We start from the raw sequence: 22,586 nt of genomic DNA, 5'->3' as shown, positions 1-22,586 counted from the left end.
CTGTGCTCATGGGATTTCTTTTTGGCACTCGACCCACACCAACAAGCATCGTGAACAGGGACGATGCGCTTCCGGGGCGCAATGAACCTATCCTGTCGCACCCCAAACCGCACACTGTCCTAAAAACCCCCATCGACGGGCCCTGGAAAGACGGGCAGCGGAGCGTCGTTGTGGGGCTCGGATGCTTTTGGGGAGCCGAAAAACTCTTCTGGCAGATCGATGGCGTAGAAAGCACGGCGGTCGGTTACGCCGGTGGGTATACGCCGAACCCGACCTACCCGGAAGTATGCACAGGACGGACCGGCCACGCCGAAACTGTCCGCGTCATCTATGACCCGGACACGGTATCGTTCGAGGACCTCATCCGCACATTTTTCGAGGCGCACGACCCCACGCAGGGGTTCCGCCAGGGGAACGATGTGGGCACCCAGTACCGCTCCGTGATTTACGCACAGACCGACGAGGAAGTGGAGAAAGCTCGTGAGATAGCGGAGTCCTTCTCCCACTCGCTGGCCGATGCCGGCTACGGGGACATCACCACCGACATTTCTCTACTCTGCGACACCCCGACGAAGACGATGTACCTCGCTGAAGACGAGCACCAGCAGTACCTGGATAAAAACCCCAACGGCTACTGTCCAGTTCACTCAACGGGAGTCGCGTGCCGGTGACGTCGTCGCCCGCGTCGATGGGGTGGTCCGCGCGATAAACAGGGCAATCACTGTTGCTATGGCCAACCCGGCGAGCAGCCACACGACGAGCCCACCCCACTCCCACGAGTGGAGGACATGGCCGGAGAGCCAGCCCACAATCGACGACCCCATGTAGTAGCAGAACAAATACATTGACGACGCTTCCGCCCGGTTGGAGGTGGCAACCACCCCGACCCAGCCAGACGCCACAGAATGGGCCGCGAAGAAACACGCCGTGAACAGCAAAATCCCGAGGATGCTGCTGATGAGCTCGGGAGAAAACAGCACGGCCATGCCGATCATCATGCCGACGATCGACCCGACGAGGACACGCGCACGCCCGAACTTGTGGACCATCGTCCCGGCCTGCGTCGCGCTCCACGTTCCGGAGAGATAGAGGAAGAAAATAGCGCCGGCGACGCCCTCGCTGAGGCCAAAGTGCCCGGTCAAACGGTACCCAACATAGTCATACAGCGACACGAAAGCGCCCATGAAAAGGAAAGCAAGGGTGAATAGCGCACTCAAGCGCGGGTTTTTCACGTGCTGGGCAATAGCGCTGAACTCAGAACGAAACGTCAGGCGTTTGGACTGAAAACGCTGCTGATCAAGAAGCGCCCATGACGTGATGAAGGCGAAAATAATGGCTACCGCCACGCTGGCCGCGAGAGCCCATCGCCACGACGCAAACTCAAGTACGCCAGAAGGGATAACGCGGCCGGACAGCCCGCCCACGGACGTCCCCGCCACATACAGCCCCATCACTTGAGGAACGTGTTTCGGGTGAATCTCTTCCGACAGATACGCCATCGCCGTTGCCGGAACCCCCCGCAACAGTGATGCCCTGCAGTCCGCGCAGGGTAATCAGCATGCCGACCGACGTCGATAAGGGGAGAAGAAGGCCCAGCAACGTGGCCGATAGGGCGCTGAGCATGATGACTCGTTTGCGCCCGAAGCGCTCTGAAATGATTGACGCCGGAATGATGGACAGCGCGAGCATCCCTGTCGTCGCAGAAACGGTTAATGATGCTGTTGCCGGTGTGACATGGAGGTCCTCGGACAGGACGGGGAGGAGAGCCTGCGTGCAGTACAGGGCGTTGAACGAAGCCAACCCAGCGCCCACCATCGCCAAGATGACTTTGCGGTACATGGGGGATTGTGGGGTGTACCCGTCAGGTAAGCCCTGAGTGGCCATAGTGTGACACCTGATTTCCCGGCTCGACGCTAGATGTACCTGACGTTAGATCACCGCATGAAAAGAAGAGACACCCGAGGGTGCCTCTTTCTCTAACGCTCTTTGCTGTGGCCGTTTATTGACCGTGGCCACGTGTGCGGCCAGATACCCGGCCACAGGGCTTTACTTGGACTTTGCCCGTGCGTAGCGCTCTGCAACGTCCTCCCAGTTGAAGACGTTCCATACGGCCTTGACGTAGTCAGCCTTCACGTTCTTGTACTGGAGGTAGAAGGCGTGCTCCCACATGTCCAGCATCAACAGCGGGGTGAAGTCAACGGAAACGTTGCCCTGCTGGTCGGTCAGCTGCTCGATAATGAGGCGGCCAGCGATGTGGTCGTAGCCGAGGACAGCCCAGCCGGAGCCCTGAAGACCGGTAGCAGCAGCGGAGAAGTGGTCCTTGAACTTCTCGAAGGAACCAAAGTCGCGGTTGATGGCCTCGGCCAGCTCACCGGTCGGCTCGCCGCCACCGTTCGGGGACAGGTTCTTCCAGAAGATGGAGTGGTTGGTGTGGCCACCAAGGTTGAAGGCGAGGTTCTTGGAGAGTGCGCGAATCTCGTTGGCGTCTGCCCCTTCTTCGCGGGCCTTCTCTAGCTTCTCCAGAGCGGTGTTGGCGCCAGCAACGTAGGTTGCGTGGTGCTTGTCGTGGTGGAGCTGCATAATCTCGCCAGAGATGTGAGGCTCGAGAGCGTCGTAATCGTAGGGGAGATCAGGAAGTTCGTACACAGCCATTTCAATACCTTTCGTTAGTAGCTAACACGCGCCGCTAAAACATGGCGCACTGTGATTTTCTCAACATTGTGACTCGCACAACTAATTTGTGCGTGAAACCCAGTGTTGTGGAAGCTCCGGGCTTTCGCAACCTTTAACGTGAAGAAATTTCTCTTTATTCCGAAATAGATGCCATAAATGGGCGCAGGTCGGGGCCATAATGGATGAAAAACCCCTATTAATCAGGATGAATCCATAAGATTAAGGTAGGTCGTGGGTGCATGGCCGGCCATGCCCTAAAAAAGGGGGAGGGGTGGCGCGGAGCGCTCATGTCGAAACAAAAGAAACCCATATTCAATCAATCAGAACCGGGGGTAAATGTTTGATTGCTTGTCAAAACACTAGCGTATTCGGGCAAAACCGGGCACAATAACACTGAAGAATAAATCACGGCACATACGCGCCGTCGCACCATCTTTTCAGATCTCATTCCTTGGAGGAATTCTCATGGCAGATCAAGAACACCGCCGCCTTGGTAACAAAATCGTTCTTATCGGCGCTGGCGACGTCGGAATCGCCTACGCCTTCGCCCTCATCAACCAGGGTGTGTGCGACGAACTGGCCATTATCGACATCGACGAAAAGAAGACCGCCGGCAACGTCATGGACCTCAATCACGGCGTCGTGTGGGCATCCAGCCCGACCAACGTCAAGGTAGGCACCTACGACGACTGCGCCGACGCCGCCATGGTCGTCGTCTGCGCTGGCGCTGCACAGAAGCCGGGTGAAACCCGCCTGCAGCTCGTCGACAAGAACATCAAGATCCTGAACAGCATTATTGGCGATGTCATGAAGCACGGCTTCGACGGCATCTTCCTCATTGCGTCGAACCCTGTCGACATCCTGACCTACGCCACCTGGAAGATTTCCGGCCTTCCCAAGGAGCGTGTGATCGGCTCGGGCACGGTGCTGGACTCCGCACGGTTCCGCTCGATGCTGGGCGACATGTACGACGTTGCCCCGAGCTCCATCCACGCCTACATCATCGGTGAGCACGGCGACTCGGAACTTCCGGTGCTGTCGTCGTCGACCGTCGGTGGTGTGTCGATGCGCAAGAAGCTCGAGAAGGACCCTGAGCTGCACGGACGCTTGGAGAAGGTCTTCGAAGAGACCCGCGACGCCGCCTACACGATTATCGACGCCAAGGGCTCGACCTCATTCGGTATCGGCATGGGCCTGGCTCGGATCACGCGCGCTGTCCTGCAGAACCAGAACGTCGTCCTTCCCGTCTCTGCATACCTGCAGGGTGAATATGGCGAAGACGACATCTACATCGGCACCCCGGCCCTCGTGAACCGCGGCGGAATCCACCGTGTTGTTGAGCTGGAGCTCGATGACCACGAAGCCGAGCAGATGAAGGCATCAGCTGCGCAGTTGCGTGAAATCAAAGACCGCTTCTACGGCCCGAATGCCGATCAGGAAGCAACGAAGTAGTATTCGGTCGTACGAGAAATCCGCCGCTCCGGAGGGCACATAGTGGAACAGAATGGTCATAACGGTGAACTCAACGATGCCAGCGTGTCAGGGGCATCGTCGTCGAAGGCAACTACGACAAATTCAGCGACGACCTCACTGAATGAGTTGACCCGTGGTGTCGATAGCCTCCTGACCATGCTCAGCGAGGTTGACCAGGATAAACGCAACCTCATCGACGCCGCAGACGCGGAACACCGTGAGGGGGTTCGCAATGTGCAGCACTTCGCGCGCCTCCAGGCCGATGATGCCCGCGACATTGTTGCCCAGCTGCGGGCGGTAGGAATTCGTGTATCTGACCAGGCCCCCGTTGCCGACCAACTCCGCGCGGCGAAAACTCTGCTGCAGAACCTGGGTGGAAAGCCCAGTGACTACGGCGATGCCGACCGTGCTGCCGAGGGCGACACCTACGACATCACCCGTCTAGCTGCAGCGATAGAGCGTTCCCAGGAGCAATTGGCGTCCAACAGCTCTGCTCTGTTGGGTGAACCGCGGGACGGTATGCCGAGCTGCGTCATGGTTACTCTCCCCACTGAGGCAGCCGACGATCCCGACCTTGTCCAGTCCTTCGCCGACGCGGGGATGGACATTGCCCGGATCAACTGCGCGCACGATACTCCTGAAGCGTGGCGAGCAATGGCAGCGAACGTCCGTGCCACCAGCGCCCGTGTAGGTCGTGACATCAAAATCTCCATGGACCTGCCGGGGCCGAAACTGCGGGTTGGGGCTATTGAACCCGGCCCGCGGATCGCACGCACCCGCGTGACCAGGACGAAAACAGGACGGATCCTGACTCCCTCCAAGTTGTGGATCACCCCGTTCGATCACAACGCCACGACACCGGCGCCCGTGCCGGAAGGCCTTCCCGGTCGCCCCACGCTGGCCATCCAGGTCGATCCGGAGTGGCTGCAGACGGTCAACGAGGGCGACGAGCTATCCATGCTGGATGCTCGCGGATCCAAGCGTTACATGACCGTGCACAAGGTTACCGACGAGGGAGTTCTGGCCTACGGACGCCAAAACGTCTACCTGGCCAATGGCAGCCTGGTCGCATGCCAATACATCAAGACTCGGATCCACGGGATCGGGCGCTCTGAGCAGCGTGTTCACGTCGACGTGGGATCACGTTTGATCTTGACCAGCGACCCCACGCCTACCGACCCGACGGACGATATCCCTGCCGTCAACTGTGGTGAGCCAGAAGCTATCCGCAGCCTCGACGTCGGATCCACCGTCCTTTTCGACGACGCGAAGATCGAGTGCGAAGTCACGTCTGTCACCCGCGCCGGTGAGAAGGACCCCGAAGGCAACACCGCGGAGTACGATTCCGCGGAACTCGTCGCCATTCACACCCGTGAAGGCGGCAAGAACCTGCGCGAAGGCCGCGGGATTCACTTCCCCGGCGTCCACGTTCCGCTTCCCGCGATGACCGACGAGGACCGCGCCATCCTCCCCGAGATCGTTCGCACGGCAGACATCATTGCGCCGAGCTACGTCCGCTCCGCCGAGGACCTCACCGAAATTCTCGACGCCATCGAGAAAGAGATCGACGTAGCAGCCTCGGAAAGCGAGGACTCCGCCGCAGTTAGCGCGCGCATCCGGAACCTTGGCGTTATGCTGAAGATCGAATCCGAAGAATGCTACAACGACCTACCCAATGTGGTGACCGAACTACTCCGTCACAGGAACTCGGGCGTCATGATTGCTCGCGGTGACCTCGCGATGGAACTCGGCTTCAGCCGCATGTCCGAAGCCCGCGAACAGATCATGGGCGTGGCGAATGCTGCTCACATTCCCACTATCTTCGCGACGCAAGTCCTCGAAACCATGGCGAAATCCGGGCTGCCCTCACGCGCAGAAATCACCGATGCCGACGTTGCGCTGCGTACCCAAGGCGTCATGCTGAACAAGGGAACGCACATTCCGGATGCTATCAACATCCTCAACAGGATCGGTCAAGCGCTCAACACCAGTGACAATTCTCTAGATTCACGAAGCCGAGGACGGGCCTAAGAAAACACGGCTGGCTCGGCGGAAAGAAAGAGAACCGATGGAGATCATCGCCCACCGCGGAGCCAGCTGCGACCACCCCGAACAGACCCTCGCTGCCTACGATGCCGCCCTCTCCGAGGGAGCCGACGGCATAGAATGCGATATCCGCCTCACCAAAGACGGACACCTCGTATGCTCACACGACCGAACATTCGAACGCGTCGCGGGAGATAAACGCCCCATCGCGGAACTCACCCGCGATGACCTCCCCAGTATCAACGTCGGCACCACGGCGGAGCCGCAACAACCGCTGCTTTTCGACACGCTCCTGGACCTCGTTGAGGGCACCGACTGTGGACTATTCGTCGAAACGAAGCACCCGTCGGGATATGGCGGCCAGCTAGAAAAGACGCTGGTCTCGGTACTCCGCGATCGTGGCCACGTCGATAATCCCCGGCTGCACGTCATCTCATTTTCAGCCATGTCGCTAGCGAGAATGCGGCATCTCGAGCCCTCTGTGCACCGCATTCTGTTGCGGCGCGAAATTCAACGCCCACTCGGCCCCATCCTTTGGCGGATGGATATTCCACAGGCCTATGGCCCGTCCATCGTCAACGCGAAGCTGCGTCCGGGGCTGATCCGTCGTGGCGATGGGTGCTACACGTGGACCGTCAACACGCGAAATGATGTTGTGTGGGCAGCTCAGCACGGGATTGACTGGTTGGCGACCGACAAACCACGCCAAGCGCGCGAGTGGATGGATGAAGCGTCAGCCCAGGCTGAGTATCCGGCGGCGAGCTGAGCGGGAAACGTCATCCCGGATGGGTGGTACCATCCCGCGCCGAAAAGTCGGGCTTAGGAATGCCCAATCTTCCACGATGAACTGGCTAGCTGGGGGAGTGGGCAGGTAGCCTAGGCCAGGTGTCAAGGAAGAAAAAGAAGAATGAGAATCTGCCCGAAGGAATGACCCGTCGCCAAGCGAAGTTGGCTAAGCGGGCCGCCGAACGTGCAGCACTAGAGCGTGACCCGCGACCATTCGGGGGTTTTGCGTCGGAAGCAGATCTTATTGCCATGCAGGAATTCGCCCCCTCCGCGCGGGCGAAAATCGCGGTGAAAGGCGTGGACTACCCCGTCTACCTCGTGACCGTCCTGCCCGGAGCGACCGCCGCTATCGTGCGCGATACCGACGGCGACACTCCCCCTACCGCGTTCGTTGCTCTCCAGCGGCAGCACCGCGGCCCGAACCCCCACAAAGATTTAGCGCACACCCTCGCCTGGTTGCAGACCGCTCAACCAGGGCAAACGCTGGGAACATCCATTGCCGACGGCACCGAGCCCGAGTTGAGCGAGCTGATGGACCCCGCGCAGAAGCTCGACGTACAGGTCGAGAAGGACTTCGACTGGTGGCTCCCGGAGGGACAGACCATCGATCCTGCCATGCAGCAGAACATGAAGCAGGTGAACGAGTCGATGCTCCCGACCGAGAGAGTCGACGTATCCGCGCCGGGCGCGGTCTGGTGGACGGATGGTGGCGACAAAGGCTACATCCGCTGGATCCGACAGGACGATGAGGACGCGTTATTTACCGCGTTGGCCCGCTTGTACGCTGCTGGGGACTTGACCTTGGGCGAAGGCACACGCTTTGCCGGGGCATTCCGCACCCACGGTGTTGCGGTGCCCGTCTTCGACGTTGACCCCACAGTGACGGCGCAAGAATTCCAGGAGCCCATTCAAGAACTCGCTGTGTCGCTGGAAAAGGCACTGGCGGTGGACACACCGCTGACTGCCGACGAGCGCAAGGCGCGGGATACGATCCGTTCCCGCCAAGTGACTATCCGATAGCCGGCTAGCGCAGCGACTTGAATAGTTCCTGCGCTCCGTCGTCGTCCCACACGTCGACGTCCCCGACATCGGTGGATTCATAAGATGCGATGGGGATCGTTTCGGTCCGTGGTGACAGCCCCAACCCGATGCCTAGGCGCGCTAAATTCCACACGTGATCGTGCTTGTCCACTGTGAAAGAATCCGTCATACGGCTGACAAAGGGGAAGAAGCGGAACGGGTTGAGGAACGTGGTGGGGGACAGCGCTTTCTTCACCAGCGCGGCGAGGAACGTCCGCTGGTTCCGGGCACGGCCGATATCGCCGTCGTCCATCGAATGCCGTGACCGAACGAACCCCAGGGCGGTGGGGCCATCAAGTTTTTGGCACCCCGGCTGCAGATTAATTCCCGCGAGCGGATCGTCCATGGGCTGCTCGACGCAGATTTTGACGCCGCCCACGGCATCGACCACGCCGGCAAACCCGCCGAAACCGATCTCCGCATAGTGGTCAATGCGCAGGCCAGTGGCCTGTTCCACGGTCTGCTGGAGGAGCTGGGGGCCGCCCAGAGCATACGAAGCGTTGACCTTGTCCTTCCCATGACCAGGCACATCGACGTACGAATCGCGGGGGATCGACACCATCGTCGCCTTCCCTACGAAGGGAATGTGCACCAGGATGATGGAATCTGTGCGTCCGCCGCCCGTATCGCCGCCGGTGGACAGCTCCGCCTGCTGATCCTCAGAGAGGCCGTCACGCGAATCAGAGCCGACGAGCAGCCAGTTCGTTCCCGAACCGCCGCTGGGGCGGCCGCCATAATTGGTGAGAGCATCAACCCGATGGAGCCGAAGATCGACCCACACCATCGTCCCGAGGATAACGAGTATGAGGACGCCCAGGAGAGCTCCTAGTTTGCGCCCCCACCCGGACGATCGCCACCAACGTCCACGGCTCGCGCCGGATGGAAGCCAGCGACGCCCTCGGCTTGGGCCGGACGGGCGGCTCTTCTCGGACGGGCGGCTGCCGGCTGCAGGGTAGCTGGGCGCGCCGGTGCGTCGGTTATGCTCCTCGATCCCGCGAGGAGGCAGCGGTTGTGAGTATCGACGGGAGCTCGAACTGTAGTCCCCGGGACGTCCATCACGACGGCGTGGAGGTTGCGGAGCGTTGTCTCGCTCCGACTGCCTACCTTGGTTTCTCGCGCGGGACGACGTTGGCCCCGGTTGTGCACGAAAGTGCTGGTATTCATGCTTCTCGTGCCGCGCAGGAGAGCTCCCCCCGGAGTAGTCAATGTGGGACGCGTCGACTCGGTCACTGCCAGTGCGCCTACTGTCTGCTTCGTGACGGTGAGCCCCGCCACCAGCACTATTCCCCGAAGCTGCAGTGTTTTTCCGTGACCGGCGTCGGATAGGTCGTCCGTAGCGGTCGACGATCGGGCGGCCATCAGGGCCGCGGAGGTAATCGTCATCGCTAGTGGTATTCATGTGAATAATGTTACTGGGTGTGGCGTCGGCGCACGTGGTGGCGTCCACCCGATGCCCGCGGAGCATCCGTCACAACAGGTAGCGGCGCGGTCATGTCGTTGCGATACCTATGGGACAGCGACGGCCCCGATGACCGCAGCCATTCGTCGTCACGATCATGTGCTTGTTGCCACTGAGCGATGCGCGACCGTGTGCGTCGTGGAAGAACCGAGCCGGGCAGAAGGGCCATGATGCACATCAGCAGGATGAGCCCAATCAGGGCGATTAAGCCGCCGGACTGAACATGTACCTTCGCCTGGGCCGCGGCCCCCACCACGTCGGAGAGAGGTGGGACGAAGAACAGGCTCAAACCAATAGTGAGGAAACCTGCTAGGCGGCGACGTTCCGCCAGGACCACGGAACCGAAGGCAGGGAGCAGCGCAACCTGGAAATAGTGGGTCCACACCAGCCCAGAGCACGCCGTGGCGATGCTCGTAATTCCCACCATGAACAGCGGAAAAGCATATTCCCGACGCACATACGCAGCCGCGAGGACAAGGATGGCCAGCAAAGCCGCCAGTATGAGCGGAATCACCACAACCCAGGTCGGTGGATTGCGGATGATGGGCACCCAGACGTTGTCGTCGTCGCCAAGATGGCTTCTCAACATGATCGATGCGAAACTCTGGCTCTCCAGGGCGACAACGCGGGCGGAGGATAGATCGTGAATGATACGAATCCAGGTGCGGAATACTTCCGTTCCCAGCGTGACCAGCGACAAGAGGAACGCCACCACAGTGGTGACGACGGCGACGCCGGCTGTTCGGCGCGATCGACGGAAAAGGAACATTGCGGCGATGAGAGCGAAAGGACTCAGCTTTACGACGCTGACCAAGCCGAGCACAATGCCCGCCGAGCGGGGCCGAGTGCGCGCAGCGGCGATCGCGTAGGCAATGCCCGCGTAGATCAGCGGGCTTGTTTGGCCCAGACGAATAGCCATGGAAAATGGTGCTGACACCCAGGCCACCACAACGACGGGTAGCAGAAGAACGAGTGGGATCGGCCGCCCCACCCAGACGCGATAGGCACAAGCGACAGTGATCACCATGGCCCAGCCAGAGAAGAATCCCAGCGCGAGCGTCGAAAAGTCGTAGCTCATGATGCGGGTGATGACGCTCATCACTTCGGCCACGATCGGCGCCTGAATAAATGGGTGAGGCAAGGGGGATGTGACGTGCTCATTGGCAAATGGCGCCCAGTACTCCCCGGCCCAGCGCGCAAAATCCTGATGGTTGTAATCGTAAATATGGTTCTTATCGCCTTGCGCGACGAGTTTGCCCGCGATCCACAGTGAGGACCAATCATCTGTCTGCCGGTGGGAGTTCCACGCCAAGACAGTGATAAGGCCGGAGAGCACAGCAACGATATGGCCCATTCTGCCGACGATGTGGCCACGCTGACGTGGCGATGAGCCAGAGATGAAGGTGGAATGGGGTGCGTTTGCGTGAGCGAACCAGCGGGCGACTGCAGAACGTGGGGTGGTGCGCCTAGCCACGGGCGAGTTGGTGCGCCCGGAGGCCGATGCCCCAGCACCCCACGGCGCCCGGAACTCCGGTGCAGGGTTGGGGAGCCCAGCGCTAGCCGCCCGACGTGCGGGAACCACAACGGCAGCAGCCAGCAAGAACAGCATGATAATCGTCGCCATCAAGGCTCCGCCAGGGACATAGAAGCCTGTTTGAGCAAAGTAGCGGTTATCGTGTTGCGACGAAATAACGTCGGAAAGCGGAGGAAAATAAAGGACGCTGACCATCGCAATGCACGCCACTGCCCACCTGCGGCGCGCGGTCAGCGCGAACACACCGAAGGCCGGCAACACAACGATGATGAAATAGTGCGTCCACACGAAGCCAGAAAAACACGTGGCCACGCACATGGCGCCCACCATGATGATCTCGAAGGCCCGCCCCCGACAGCGGTACGCCGCGATGGCCAAGGCCAGGGCAATCACGGCGGCCAGCATCATCGGTGTGACCACCATCCAGCCGGGCGTGTCCTGGATAATCGGCGCGCCCGCGGGTCCCTCGTCGATAAGATGGCGCTTCATGATTGACACGAAGGTTTGGCTCGTCGGCGCGATCACTTTGAACGTGGAGAACATGTGAATCCGCGCACGCCAGATTTCGTGCAGCGGCCACCCCACGGTCAGCACGGAGAAGCCGAAGCAGAGGGCGGTTGTTGCGATAGCCACGAGCGACGTTCGACGTGACCGACGGAACAGCAGCATCAGCGGAATGAGAGCTAGCGGCGTGAGTTTAATAACGCTAACAACCCCCAGCACGATGCCCGCTGACCAGGGTCGACGACGCGCTGCCGCGATGCTATACGCGATACCCGCAGTGACCAGGGGCGTCGTTTGCCCTAACGTGATCGACCACTGAAATGGGGTGGAAAGCCACACCACCAGCGTGACGCCGACCAACACGCCCATGGGTATTGGGCGGTGAAACCACACATAAAACGCACTGGCCACCAGCACGACCAGTGCCCACCCCGACGCCACTGTCAAGAAGAACACCGATGTGTGGAATGACATTATGAATGTCAGGGCTTCGGCCATTTGGGCAACGAATGGTGCCTGAACAAACGGATGCGGTGAGGCTGATGTGACATCTTGCTGCGCGAACGGCTGCCAGAAAGGGCCTGCCCAGGCAGCGAAATCGTCGGGGGCGTAGTCGTAGATGTGCGGATCGTCACCTTGGCGGAGGAGCTTGCCGGCGATCCATAACGCGGCCCAGTCGCCGTTTTCGCGTGGGCCGTGCCAGATTAATTGTGTTAGAAGCCCCACGAGGAGGCCCAACACATGGGCCGGCCACCCGATAATCGCGGCCGAGCTGCTTTCCGAACTGTTTTCTGAACCCCCGCTCTGTGCTCTGCTTAGTGCTTCACGGGCACGGCCGGTACCAAACCGGCTACCACTCCGAAGCGACAAAGCAGGCACAAAATTTCCTTCCGACAAAAGTATCGCTTACCAGTGATAACGCTGGCAGCACCCCGGCGACGGCAGGGGATGTTCCGGCCTAGCGACTGATGCTCAGGCTCTGGGCCTGCGCTCATCCGGTTCATGCTCATCCGGCTCCGCGGATATGCAGGTGACGCAGCTACAGGTGAAACCAAGCGTTGAGTATATCGAAACGCGTGGGGCTAGAGTTACACGGCCTTGTAGGGCACATTATCTACAGCCCCAGCCACGGCAGATGGCCGGCTAACAGCGCCGCGCCCACAAAAGCCACGCAGTCAATAACCGCGTGAGCAATCACCAGCGCCCACACACGGCCTGTGCGTTCGAAATACGTCCCAAAAACCAGGCCCATGATCGCGTTCCCCACGCCCGCGCTCGGGCCCTGGTACACGTGATACAGACCTCTCAACAGGGCCGACACCACCACGCGTGGCGCCCCCGACACACCACACTGGGCCAAGCGGGTTTGCAGCCATCCCACGACGACCACTTCCTCGGCCCAGGCCGTCGCGCACGCGGAAATGACTAGCAACACGTACGACCACCAGGCGCGGACCCCCGCCGCAGGATCAACCGTCGTCGACAAGCCCCACGCGCGAGCCACGGCATAAAAGCACAGCCCGGGCAGGCCAATCGCCGCAGCGGCCGCCAGCCCGTGCCACACGTCGGACAGTCCGGACCACCGCAAAAACCGCAGAGGATTCGTCGTCACGGGATGGACCCACAACATATACACAGCTAGCGCGCCCCAGGCGACCAAGGTCCCCGCCGACAACACCTGCAGCGACACATCGAGCCACGCCGCTGGCGCCTGCGAAGGATTCAACTGGGCGGTCTGGCCCTTCAACGGCGTCGGCGATACCAGCGCCTCCACCAGGCGCAGCGTTGCCCGCAGCCCCGACATCCCAAATGTCACGGCCAGAACAATGACAATTTCCCAGCGCAGCGTCGCGGTGGCACTACTTTTCGACGATAAGCCCGACACCAAGAACCTCCCACGGCGACACACGATCCCCCACAGCGCCCACGTGCACACTCACCGGCCACCCGTGCCACGGGCCGTCAATCGCCGTCGTTACGACAGGAACCGAAAGCCCAGCCCAGCCCGTCAAGTTCCACAACGTACACCACGGGGTCCACGCGGTTTGGGCCGCAAAATCCTCCTCGGGGGGCAAGGCTGCAAACGTGCCTACGGGCGGCGGCGGATACGCGATAGTCGGGTTCAGTACCAGATCCACATTCGCCATATCAGACCATTGGCCGAGCACCAGATCAGGAAGCTCCCGAAGCCTGGTCAGCGTCTCTTCATACTGCTCGGCCGTGATCGTCGCGCCCAGGTCACGAAAATACGTGCTCAGCGGGGACAACGCGCCATCTAGATTTCTGCACCGGTACGCCAGCACGATGCGCAGAAGCTCAATCGTCTCCGGTGGATATGGGCTGGTCACGGGAACAACATCATGGCCCGCCGCCCTCACGCGATCGGCAGCAATCCGAAGAGCGCCTGTCATCATGGAATTCGACGTCGGACGGGGCGCAGGGCTCGACGCAGTGTGCCCCACACTATGCAGCGGTTTCGTCAAAATTCCCACACGCAGACGTCGAGAAGGAACACTCATATTCGGCGTCCCCGGAACCCACTGGGTCCGAGTCACCCGCGGTTGCCCAGGAAAAGTAATTAACGACGACGCCACCGCGACATCCGCAACAGTGCGCGCCAGAAAACCATCCGCGCGCAGCTGCCCATCGGTTGGATCGTGCGGAGGCTTAAATCCGACGATCCCGCAACAAGCGGCGGGGACGCGGATCGAGCCGCCGCCATCGCTCCCATGCGCCACCGGGACGATACCGCGCGCAACCAGCGCCGCCGCCCCGCCCGACGAGCCACCCGGCGTGCGCTCGGGCAAGGCCGGATTAACGACCGCCGGAAGATGAGTCGGTTCCGTATAACACGATAAGCCCAGCTCAGAGGTCGCCGACGCTCCGAAAATGGTGGCGCCCGCGCCCAATAATGCATCCGCCACGGGGTCATTCTTCTCCGGCACCGACACTCGGTCGGCCGAACCTTGCGTGCAGGGAATCCCCCGCACAGGGAGCAAATCCTTAATCGGAATAGGTAAGCCGGCGAATGGGCCGCTACTGCGCTGAGCGCTCGGGTACGTCACGGGAATCTCGTCCAGGGCAAAACCCAGCTCTTGTGTGCTTAGCCCGGTTGACTCCCGGGCGGTCTGCACACAGTCCCGCGCGAGGCCCGCCAGCACGTCCGGGGAAAGATGCTGGTCACGACTATGCTGGTCAAAAGGTGTACCGGCCTCCTGAGTTCCGACGCGACGACGCCCACCGCGCACCATAGCGAGGATATCGGCCAAAGGGGCGTCCAGCACGTCGTGGAAATCCATACCTGACAGCCTACGGGGAGGCGGATACGGTTGCGCCACCACCACCTTGTCTATCTGATTCTTGATTCCCGGTGGTTTAGGGTTGAAGAGAACACGACATAGGCAGGTGGAATGAGTAGCGAGCAGTCAAAAAGCGTGGGAACGAATCAAACCAGTCACACACCCGAGACATCCGAGCGGGACATTCCCGTCGTCGCATTTCTCGGACCCTCAGGGACGTTTACGGAAATGGCCATGCTGGAATTCGCCGGCCGTGGGTGGTGCGACACGCCGCCCCAGGGCGCAAGGACGGGGGCTGCTGGGCCAGAAAGCAGCGGCGTGAAAGCCACCGAGCCCATCACCGCACACGGTCACCGAATAGTTCCGCTCCCCGTCGACTCGCCTCAACACGCTGTTGACGCTGTTATTCGTGGCCGCGCCGATTGGGCGTGCGTTGCCATTGAAAGCTCAGTTGAAGGCCCTGTTACCAGGACTTTCGATGCGCTCGCAGGATCGCACCCGCTACAGATCTATCGTGAAATCGCCATCCCGATCGCCTTCTCTATCCTCGTCCGGCCGGGCACCCGCCCTCAGGGCATCACCACTTGGAGCGCGCACCCCGTCGCCCGTCCCCAAGTGACATCGTGGATTGATCACCACCTCCCGCCGGCCGAGTTCGTTGCTGCCCGATCCAATGCCGCAGCTGCAGAGATGGTCGCCCGAGGAGAGGTCGACGCCGCCGCAGCGCCTGCCCGCGCCGGGCAGCTGTATGGCTTGTACTCACTAGCCGATGGCGTTGCCGATGTGACCGGCGCGCAGACTCGCTTCGTGTTGGTGGGTAAGCCGGGTAAACCTACTGCTCACACGGGTCGTGATCGCACGTCGGTCGTCTTTAACGTCCGCAATGAGCCGGGCGCGCTGGCTCGTACGCTGACGGTGGTCTCGTCGAATGGCGTGGATTTAACGCGCATCGAGTCTCGCCCGACACGGAAAGCGCTGGGAGAATACCGCTTTTATATGGACATGAGCGGGCATATTTCTGATCCTCATGTGGCGACGGCTTTGCAGCATTTGCACAGAACGGTCCAGGTGCTGCGCTTCCTCGGGTCATGGCCGATGGACGACGGGCCCCACGGGGCGACGACGTCCGATGCTGCGGCTCCGTCGTCCACCATGAGCCCGGATAAACCGTCGACGGCAACTCCCGCTGAGTGGTTTACCGCGCAGGAGTGGGTTGCTCATCGCGCGGAAGGGACCGCCCCGGAGACCGATGTCCTGTGGTAAAGCGATACAACGCTGGACCGTCGGCACAGAGGCACGCTGTGAGCGGGTACAGCGAGTACAGAATGATGACAAACGGCTGGAGGAAAACAGGTGAATAGCGTGGGTACAACAGTCAACAGTGGCACATCACACGGCCATGCATCGGAGGAGAAGCAGCAGGGCGCGTCCCGCGGACGGCTGATTCTCTTCCGCCACGGGCAGACGACGTCCAACCTCATCACCGCTCTCGATACCGCTGTGCCTGGCGCCGATTTAACATCAATGGGCGTTGAGCAGGCTTTTACCGGTGGTGAGCGAATCGTTGCCGACGGCACCCTCTCCGGAGCAGGCGAGGCGCAGCACGGGAACGAGTCAGCGGGCTCACCGCGGCCGGTCATTATCAGTTCGGAAGCACTCCGCGCCAGGAAAACCGCCCGTTTTGCCGCGCAGGGGATGGTGAACCAGGGCGCGTCGGTATATACCGCGTCGCCGTCGCCAGATGGGGTGATGACCGCCCCCATCACGGCCGAGCCGGATAATCCCACTGTGCCAACGGCAATCCCTGGTTTGACCGAGGTCACCGCCGGTGATCTGGAAATGAACACCGACATGGAGTCGATACACACGTATCGCTACACCCAGTTGCAGTGGTCATCGGGAAAGATGGATATGCGTATGCCCGGCGGACAGTCCGGATGGGAAACGCGCCGTCGCTTCCTGGAGGGCATTACCCCGATGCTGCCGCTCCTTGTTTCTGGTGCGGTGGAGTCGGATACGAGTACACCCAGTGATCTTATTGTGGTTGTTCACGGGTCGGTGATGCGCTTTATTGCAGGTCAGCTGGCTGGCGTGGAGGCCCATTTCGTGCAGGACGGCTATGTGTCGAATTGCCGGTGGATTGTGTTGGATTCCCCAGCATCGTTGGATCTGGCTGCGGCGTCGTATTCAGATGTTGACCAGTCGTGCGGTTCGTGGCGGGTGAAGCAGTGGGCGTGGTTGCCGGGTGAACGTGTCCGGCTCAAGGGGTCTGCTCAGTAACCGGCGGTAACAGGGGCCAGTGATAGCGAGGTAGCTACGCTGCGAGTTCGGTGTGCCGTTAGTATTGCCGGTATGCGGATTCTCGTCGTCGATAATTATGACAGTTTTGTGTACAACCTTGTGCAGTACATCGGGCAGCTGGGAGAGACGTGCACGGTGTGGCGTAACGACGACGACCGTTTGGTGGATTCTACGGAGGATCAGGCTGCGGGCCGGTCGGTAGTTCAGCGTTTCGACGGGGTGTTGATTTCGCCGGGGCCCGGAACTCCGTCGGCGGCAGGTCAGTCGATTCCGCTGATCAAGGCATGTATCCGCCATGAGGTGCCGATGCTGGGTGTGTGTTTGGGGCATCAGGCGTTGGCCGAGGCTTTGGGTGGTTCGGTGGTCCGTGCGGATGAGTTGTTGCACGGGAAGACATCGCCGGTGTGGCATGACGGTTCTGGCGTGATGCGGGGTTTGCCGGATCCGGTGACGGTGACGCGATACCACTCGTTGACGGTGGATGAGGCGTCGTTGCCGGACGAGTTGGTGGTGACCGGCCGGTCGGATTCGGGGATGGTGATGTCCATGCGGCATGTGTCGCTGCCTTTGCATGGTGTGCAGTTCCACCCGGAGTCGATCATGACGAGCTGCGGCCACCGGATTGTGGCGAATTGGATGGGGTGCGCTGGTTTTCCTGTCGACGAGGAACGCGTGCGTGAGCTGGAGAATCGGCACAACGCTGTCTTGTCGGGGCTGTAGGTCGCGTGAAAGTGGCTACGTATGAAGGGGTCTTCCTGAGAAATCTAAGTCTGAATTAGAATTTCTGGGCGTGGCGCCGAACACCAAGAAGAATGAGACTGAGGAGCAAAAGCGTAACTTTCGTTCTCACATGGCTGTTGCACAGCTCTTCCGCTCTTTTCTTAACCAAACCGGTGAGCGTATTCGCCTAATGGAGTGGTTGGGCGTTGAGACTATGCCTGTCATCGTTCCGGCACTTGGAAACACTTCGGCTTCCGACATACGAGAGGCTGCTAGCCGCCACTTTGAGACTGGCGAGGAACATGTCATTGTTCCCATTTGTCTGCCTGCTAGGGAGCCCGAGAGTATCAAGTTGTGCGTGCTTGTCGTTTCAACGCACGACGCTAAAACTCTTTGGCAATTGGATATGAACGAACTTCACGACAGCATTGATATGGCTCAAGTCGTGGAAGCTCTGGACTCTACCAAGAAGTGGGATGTTGAGGAGCTCGACCTCCAGCAACCGGAATTAAAAAACCTGGAGGCCTTGGTTTAATCGACGAATAGAAATCAAAACCGCAGCCCCGGGCGCTTTGTTGTGCCCGGGGCTGCGGTTTTTAGTGAGTTGGTGAACCGTACATGTGGTGTGTACTAATTCATCAACTAGCCGCTTGTAGTCTCCCCGACCTCCCGCTTCTAGGGCAGGAGGCTGAACGAGCCGACACCGACATCGATCGTCGAGTCTTTGTCGACGGCCTGACCAGCGGGGATCGACTGAGTCATGATCTCGTTGATCTTAGTGAGATCGTTCGTCTTTTGATCGTGTGTGGTCAGCCGAGCGGTCCCACCGGTCCATCCGGCCGAGCGCAAGGCGGATAGCGCCTGGCTCGTGCTTTGCCCGACCAGGTTAGGCATCGTCAGCTGGTTACCGCGGGAGACCTGAAGCTCGATCGTTGCTCCCTTGGGCATCTGATTGCCTTCGTTGGCGGTGCGGAGCACCGTGCCTTCGGGGCGGGTGGAATCGACTTCGGTGACCGTCACCTTGAACCCGGCACCTTCGAGGTTGCCGCGTGCGTCGTCGATCGATTGACCAGTGACGACGGGCACCCGGACGCGTTCGGGCCCGGTGGACACCGTGATAGTCACACTACTGCCCTTGGCGACGTGGGAACCCGACGCCGGTGTTTGCTCGATAATCCGGCCGGAGGCCACGCTGTCCGATGGCGCCTCTTTCACCGTTTGGTCGAGCACAAGCCCGGCTTCTTGGAGCAGCTGCGAAGCCTCTTGCGTGTCCTTCCCCGTGAGGTTCGGTACGTCGGTTTGCTCTTTTCCAGTGGAAATGGTGAGCGTGACCTGGGTGCCCTTGGGCACTTGCGATCCCGCTGCCGGGCTCGTGTCAATGACATGGCCCTTTTCGACGTCGGCATTAGACGCTTCCCACGTTTTCACCTTGAATCCGGCGTCTTCGAGCTTGGCGATCGCGTCGTCCTCGGTGAGGTTCCGAACGTCGGGGATGCTTATCTTTTTGTTGTCGTTATTCTCGACGTGGGGGAGGCTGCTGCTCGTGGTGTTGTCGTGGTAGTAGGACCATGCGATGGCACCGCCGATCCCGAGGACGGCGAGGATAACGAGCGTCCAGATGATCCGTATCCATGTGGATAGTGTGCTGCGTTTCTTTTCTCCCTGCTCGGAGTGCTTGCTGGCGTGTCTGCCGCCGGAGTTCCGCGTAGCGGTGTCGCTTCCTGCAGGTGCGACAGCCGCATGTGCTCCTTGCGCTTGGTCGGGGGCGTCTAACGAGTTAGGTTGCGCTGCGTGGGCACCTTGGGTGGCCGCACTGTGCGCGCCGCTCCCAGCCGCGACGCCGGCAGCTCCCGCGGTACCAGCAGCCCCTGCAGCGGGCATGACGGTGGTCGCGACATCGCTGGGATCGTTCTGATGCGGCATCGGGCTGTACGGGTTAGTCCGATGCTGTGCAGCCAGCGGTGTGCGGTGGTTAGCCAGGCGTCGAAGATCGTCGGCGAAATCGGCGGCATCGTCATAGCGGTCGGCCGGGTCCTTGGCCATCGCTGTCATGATCACGGCGTCGACGTTGGTGGCGGTGGTCGGATCGAGGCTGATGCCGTCGACGTGCGACGGCGGTACCGGTGTGCTTTGCACGTGTTGGTACGCGACGGAGAACGGCGATTCGCCCTGGAAGGGCGGCTGTCCCGTGATCAGTTCGTAGAGTACGCACCCGCTGGCGTAGATGTCGGATCGTGGGTCGGCGGAGTGCCCGCGCGCCTGCTCAGGAGAGAGGTATTGCGCGGTGCCGATGACGGCCGCGGTCTGCGTCATGGAGGACGTCGCGTCGCCAAGCGCCCGCGCGATACCGAAGTCCATGACTTTCACGGACCCGGTGGCCGTAATCATGATGTTGGCGGGCTTGATATCGCGGTGGACGATGCCCGCTTCGTGGGAGAAGTGGAGTGCGTCGGCGACGTCGGCCATGACGGTGGCGGCATACTCGGGATCGAGGGGCCCGTCCTCGCGGATGATGTCGCGGAGGGTGCGTCCGCGGACGCGTTCCATGACGATGTAGGGGACGGAGCCGTCAGCTTCGCTTGTCTGCCCGGTGTCGTAGACGGCGACGATGGCGTGGTGGTTGAGCTTGGCGGCGTTGAGCGCTTCGCGACGGAATCGTTCGAGGAACGTGGTGTCGCGCGCGAGGTCGGGCCGCATCATTTTCACGGCGACGTCGCGTCCGAGGAGGGTGTCGGTGCCGGCGTAAACGTCGGACATTCCTCCTGTGCCGATGATTTCGGAAAGTGTGTATCGGCCCCCTAGTAGGGTGTTTGAATCCATCGTTTAGACCCCGCTCCGAGCGCTATTTCCGTTACTGGTTCCGTTGTGGGAGCTGTGGCCTTGCCCGGTGGTCCCTCCTGTTCCGCTTCCTCCGTTGATGGCGGAGTTTTGTTGGTTGGTGTTGCCGGATCCGCTGTTACCACCGTTGTTGTTTCCGCGGCTGCCGTTGTTTCCTGCGTTCCCGGATCCGGTGTTGGTGCCTCCGTTGGAGTTATTCCCGCCGGTGTTGGTGTTCCCGGAGTTGCCGTCGGTGGTCCCGTTGTTTCCGTTTCCGCCTGTGGTGTCGTTGTCGGTACCAGGAGTGTCGTTCGTACCCTGGTCCCCGGTTTCGGTCGGCTGGACGGGTCGGGTCTCAGTGCCGGGGTTGGTTTGTTGTTCAGTATTGGTCCGCTGCGGTGGCTGGTAGGTCTCCGCTGGTGCGGTGTCATTGTCGTCGTTCTCACCAGGGACGACGGTGGTGATGACGCTGGTTACTGTTTCGCCAGTTTCGTCGCGTCCGCCATCGCGGTGAACACCGAAAGCCAACCATGCACCAATAGCGACGACGATGAGGACGAGGAGCCCAATGAGCGTCCAGAGCCACCGCGTGGCCTTGGAGTTGTTGTTCTTGTTAGGGGCCGCGCCTTTGTTGGTGTTCCGGGCAGGGCTTTGGGCACGGTTAGGCGCACCACCAGGACGTTGGGTAGCGGCCGCTGCCGCGCCGGGAGCTGCAGCGTTCTGCTGTGCTGCAGGGCTGACTCGTGTCCTATCCGAGGGTCCACGGTTGGTCGCCGCTCCGCCGAGGGACGGGTGGACGGTGCCGCCGGGGTGCGGTGCTGGCCCTTGGACCTTGGGCGCAGGAGTTTGAGGTTGTTCCGTGACCTGCGCAATGGATTCGCCCGGCGCCGTCGGCGAGACGAATTGCGCAGTCGGCTGAGGTTCCCCGTTAGTGGTGAACATCGCGGTCGGAGCGTCAGGCCCGCCAGGGGTGACCATGCCGTCTTGGTTGATCTGTTGATGAAGTGTTTCAGGCAGTGGCGGCATGTCGCCGTTGCGAACATGGGCGACCGCCATGGTGAGTTCGGCACCATTGGCGTAGCGCGCGCGAGGGTCTTTACGCAGCGCAGTCGCAATGAGCTCGCGAGTGTTCCGGCCGATGCTCTCAGGCAGGGCAGGCGGCGTCGTGTTGATATGCGCGATGGCGACGGACACGGTGGAGTCGCCACGGAAGGGCCGCTGACCGGTCAGCATTTCATAGCCGACGACACCGAGCGAGTAAATATCGCTGGCAGGCCCCACTTTCATCCCCTGGGCTTGTTCAGGGGAGACGTATTGCGCGGTGCCCACCACCATGCCGGTCCGCGTGAGCGGCACCGCTTCGGCGGCTTTGGCGATGCCGAAGTCCGCGACCTTGACGGTGCCGTCGGGTGTGATGAGCAGGTTGCCGGGCTTGATATCACGGTGAACCATGCCGGCAGCGTGAATGGCCTGCAGCCCGAGCGCGCTTTGTTGCAGCACGTCGAGCGCAAGTTTTTCGGGAAGTTTCTTTTCGCGCGCGAGGACGTCGGCAAGCGATTCGCCACGCACGTATTCCATGATGATGAAGCAGAAAGTCAGCCCGGCATCGAGGACTTCGCGGTAGGCGTGGGTGTGAACGACATTGGGGCTATCGATGAGCGATGACGCGTTGGCTTCGTTCCGGAAGCGTTCGCGGAACTCGGTGTTGTCGGTGTACTCGGGCTTGAGGACTTTGATGGCGACGGGGTCGCCGGTGTCGTTGTCGGTGGCGAGCCACACGGTGGACATGCCGCCTCGGCCGATGATCCAGTTGAGGCGGTAGTGGGTTCCTACGAGGCGTTGAACGCGCTCAATGTCTGATCGATCCGGTTGGAGATCGTTGTCATTGGTCATG

The 22,586-nt window shown here is 60.9% G+C and carries 18 protein-coding genes; 9 read left to right on the top strand and 9 right to left on the bottom strand.

The window, feature by feature from the left end:
* Positions 1-8 precede the first annotated feature (8 nt).
* Entirely contained in the window at positions 9-671 is a 663-nt protein-coding gene (msrA, locus tag JMN36_RS08805) for a peptide-methionine (S)-S-oxide reductase MsrA (RefSeq protein ID WP_204087826.1), read from the top strand.
* Here the strand turns inward: msrA and JMN36_RS08800 are convergent.
* The 3 genes from JMN36_RS08800 to JMN36_RS08795 form a co-directional block, all read right to left on the bottom strand.
* Entirely contained in the window at positions 648-1,451 is an 804-nt protein-coding gene (locus JMN36_RS08800) for an MFS transporter (protein ID WP_269091323.1), read from the bottom strand. The genes msrA and JMN36_RS08800 overlap by 24 nt on opposite strands.
* Positions 1,381-1,884 (bottom strand): MFS transporter, encoded by a 504-nt coding sequence (locus JMN36_RS10925; RefSeq protein ID WP_269091313.1) that lies wholly within the window; start codon positions 1,882-1,884, stop codon positions 1,381-1,383. The genes JMN36_RS08800 and JMN36_RS10925 overlap by 71 nt, the downstream gene beginning before the upstream one ends.
* A gap of 162 nt (positions 1,885-2,046) precedes the next feature.
* Positions 2,047-2,652: a superoxide dismutase gene (locus tag JMN36_RS08795; protein ID WP_012730795.1), complete on the bottom strand. Its 606-nt coding sequence runs from the start codon at positions 2,650-2,652 to the stop codon at positions 2,047-2,049.
* Between the two features lie 486 nt (positions 2,653-3,138).
* Between JMN36_RS08795 and JMN36_RS08790 the strand changes: the two genes are divergently transcribed.
* From JMN36_RS08790 to JMN36_RS08775, 4 genes are all read left to right on the top strand, one after another.
* Positions 3,139-4,125 carry an L-lactate dehydrogenase gene (locus JMN36_RS08790; RefSeq protein ID WP_204087828.1) on the top strand — a complete coding sequence of 329 codons (987 nt, stop codon included), beginning with the start codon at positions 3,139-3,141 and terminating at the stop codon, positions 4,123-4,125.
* 42 nt (positions 4,126-4,167) lie between these two features.
* On the top strand, positions 4,168-6,177 hold the full coding sequence (locus JMN36_RS08785) for a pyruvate kinase (RefSeq protein ID WP_221924248.1): 2,010 nt from the start codon (positions 4,168-4,170) through the stop codon (positions 6,175-6,177).
* A gap of 37 nt (positions 6,178-6,214) precedes the next feature.
* Positions 6,215-6,958, top strand: coding sequence for a glycerophosphodiester phosphodiesterase (locus tag JMN36_RS08780; RefSeq protein ID WP_221924247.1), 744 nt, complete (start codon positions 6,215-6,217; stop codon positions 6,956-6,958).
* A gap of 119 nt (positions 6,959-7,077) precedes the next feature.
* Positions 7,078-7,998: a DUF5926 family protein gene (locus JMN36_RS08775; RefSeq protein ID WP_236881779.1), complete on the top strand. Its 921-nt coding sequence runs from the start codon at positions 7,078-7,080 to the stop codon at positions 7,996-7,998.
* 4 nt (positions 7,999-8,002) lie between these two features.
* Here the strand turns inward: JMN36_RS08775 and JMN36_RS08770 are convergent, their stop codons facing one another.
* The 4 genes from JMN36_RS08770 to JMN36_RS08755 form a co-directional block, all read right to left on the bottom strand.
* Entirely contained in the window at positions 8,003-9,457 is a 1,455-nt protein-coding gene (locus tag JMN36_RS08770) for an LCP family protein (protein ID WP_221924246.1), read from the bottom strand.
* Positions 9,458-9,467: 10 nt separating this feature from the next.
* A complete protein-coding gene (locus JMN36_RS08765) occupies positions 9,468-12,434 on the bottom strand; it encodes a glycosyltransferase family 87 protein (RefSeq protein WP_221924245.1) in 2,967 nt (988 codons plus the stop codon).
* 235 nt (positions 12,435-12,669) lie between these two features.
* Positions 12,670-13,440, bottom strand: coding sequence for a CPBP family intramembrane glutamic endopeptidase (locus JMN36_RS08760; RefSeq protein ID WP_412728559.1), 771 nt, complete (start codon positions 13,438-13,440; stop codon positions 12,670-12,672).
* Complete coding sequence (locus JMN36_RS08755; RefSeq protein ID WP_221924244.1) at positions 13,415-14,854, bottom strand: amidase; 1,440 nt, start codon at positions 14,852-14,854, stop codon at positions 13,415-13,417. The genes JMN36_RS08760 and JMN36_RS08755 overlap by 26 nt, the downstream gene beginning before the upstream one ends.
* Positions 14,855-14,965: 111 nt before the next feature.
* Between JMN36_RS08755 and pheA the strand changes: the two genes are divergently transcribed.
* The 4 genes from pheA to JMN36_RS08735 all read left to right on the top strand — a co-directional run bounded on the left by pheA (position 14,966) and on the right by JMN36_RS08735 (position 18,410).
* Positions 14,966-16,117: a prephenate dehydratase gene (gene pheA / locus JMN36_RS08750; protein WP_221924243.1), complete on the top strand. Its 1,152-nt coding sequence runs from the start codon at positions 14,966-14,968 to the stop codon at positions 16,115-16,117.
* A 90-nt stretch (positions 16,118-16,207) separates the two neighbouring features.
* Positions 16,208-17,134 carry a histidine phosphatase family protein gene (locus JMN36_RS11020; RefSeq protein WP_204087833.1) on the top strand — a complete coding sequence of 309 codons (927 nt, stop codon included), beginning with the start codon at positions 16,208-16,210 and terminating at the stop codon, positions 17,132-17,134.
* A 72-nt stretch (positions 17,135-17,206) separates the two neighbouring features.
* Positions 17,207-17,875, top strand: a complete 669-nt coding sequence (locus JMN36_RS08740) for an aminodeoxychorismate/anthranilate synthase component II (RefSeq protein WP_204087834.1) — start codon at positions 17,207-17,209, stop codon at positions 17,873-17,875.
* Between the two features lie 70 nt (positions 17,876-17,945).
* Positions 17,946-18,410, top strand: coding sequence for a hypothetical protein (locus JMN36_RS08735; RefSeq protein ID WP_204087835.1), 465 nt, complete (start codon positions 17,946-17,948; stop codon positions 18,408-18,410).
* 140 nt (positions 18,411-18,550) lie between these two features.
* On the opposite strand, the gene pknB is transcribed toward JMN36_RS08735, so the two are convergent.
* Both pknB and JMN36_RS08725 read right to left on the bottom strand, forming a co-directional pair.
* Positions 18,551-20,695, bottom strand: coding sequence for a Stk1 family PASTA domain-containing Ser/Thr kinase (gene pknB, locus JMN36_RS08730; protein ID WP_221924242.1), 2,145 nt, complete (start codon positions 20,693-20,695; stop codon positions 18,551-18,553).
* 3 nt (positions 20,696-20,698) lie between these two features.
* Positions 20,699-22,585 carry a serine/threonine-protein kinase gene (locus JMN36_RS08725; protein WP_221924241.1) on the bottom strand — a complete coding sequence of 629 codons (1,887 nt, stop codon included), beginning with the start codon at positions 22,583-22,585 and terminating at the stop codon, positions 20,699-20,701.
* Position 22,586 lies beyond the last annotated feature (1 nt).

The organism is Corynebacterium pseudokroppenstedtii, from assembly GCF_019754945.1.
Lineage (GTDB): Bacteria > Actinomycetota > Actinomycetes > Mycobacteriales > Mycobacteriaceae > Corynebacterium > Corynebacterium pseudokroppenstedtii.
The sequence above is the reverse complement of the archived record's forward strand: the minus strand, read 5'-3'. Positions and strand labels throughout refer to the sequence as shown.

Coding starts and splice junctions, on each gene's coding strand:
- JMN36_RS08725 (WP_221924241.1), bottom strand. CDS start 22,585: ATGACCAATGACAACGATCTCCAACCGGATCGATCAGACATTGAGCGC.
- pknB (WP_221924242.1), bottom strand. CDS start 20,695: ATGGATTCAAACACCCTACTAGGGGGCCGATACACACTTTCCGAAATC.
- JMN36_RS08795 (WP_012730795.1), bottom strand. CDS start 2,652: ATGGCTGTGTACGAACTTCCTGATCTCCCCTACGATTACGACGCTCTC.
- JMN36_RS08780 (WP_221924247.1), top strand. CDS start 6,215: ATGGAGATCATCGCCCACCGCGGAGCCAGCTGCGACCACCCCGAACAG.
- msrA (WP_204087826.1), top strand. CDS start 9: ATGGGATTTCTTTTTGGCACTCGACCCACACCAACAAGCATCGTGAAC.
- JMN36_RS08800 (WP_269091323.1), bottom strand. CDS start 1,451: ATGGGGCTGTATGTGGCGGGGACGTCCGTGGGCGGGCTGTCCGGCCGC.
- JMN36_RS08770 (WP_221924246.1), bottom strand. CDS start 9,457: ATGAATACCACTAGCGATGACGATTACCTCCGCGGCCCTGATGGCCGC.
- JMN36_RS08755 (WP_221924244.1), bottom strand. CDS start 14,854: ATGGATTTCCACGACGTGCTGGACGCCCCTTTGGCCGATATCCTCGCT.
- pheA (WP_221924243.1), top strand. CDS start 14,966: ATGAGTAGCGAGCAGTCAAAAAGCGTGGGAACGAATCAAACCAGTCAC.
- JMN36_RS08740 (WP_204087834.1), top strand. CDS start 17,207: ATGCGGATTCTCGTCGTCGATAATTATGACAGTTTTGTGTACAACCTT.
- JMN36_RS08790 (WP_204087828.1), top strand. CDS start 3,139: ATGGCAGATCAAGAACACCGCCGCCTTGGTAACAAAATCGTTCTTATC.
- JMN36_RS10925 (WP_269091313.1), bottom strand. CDS start 1,884: ATGGCCACTCAGGGCTTACCTGACGGGTACACCCCACAATCCCCCATG.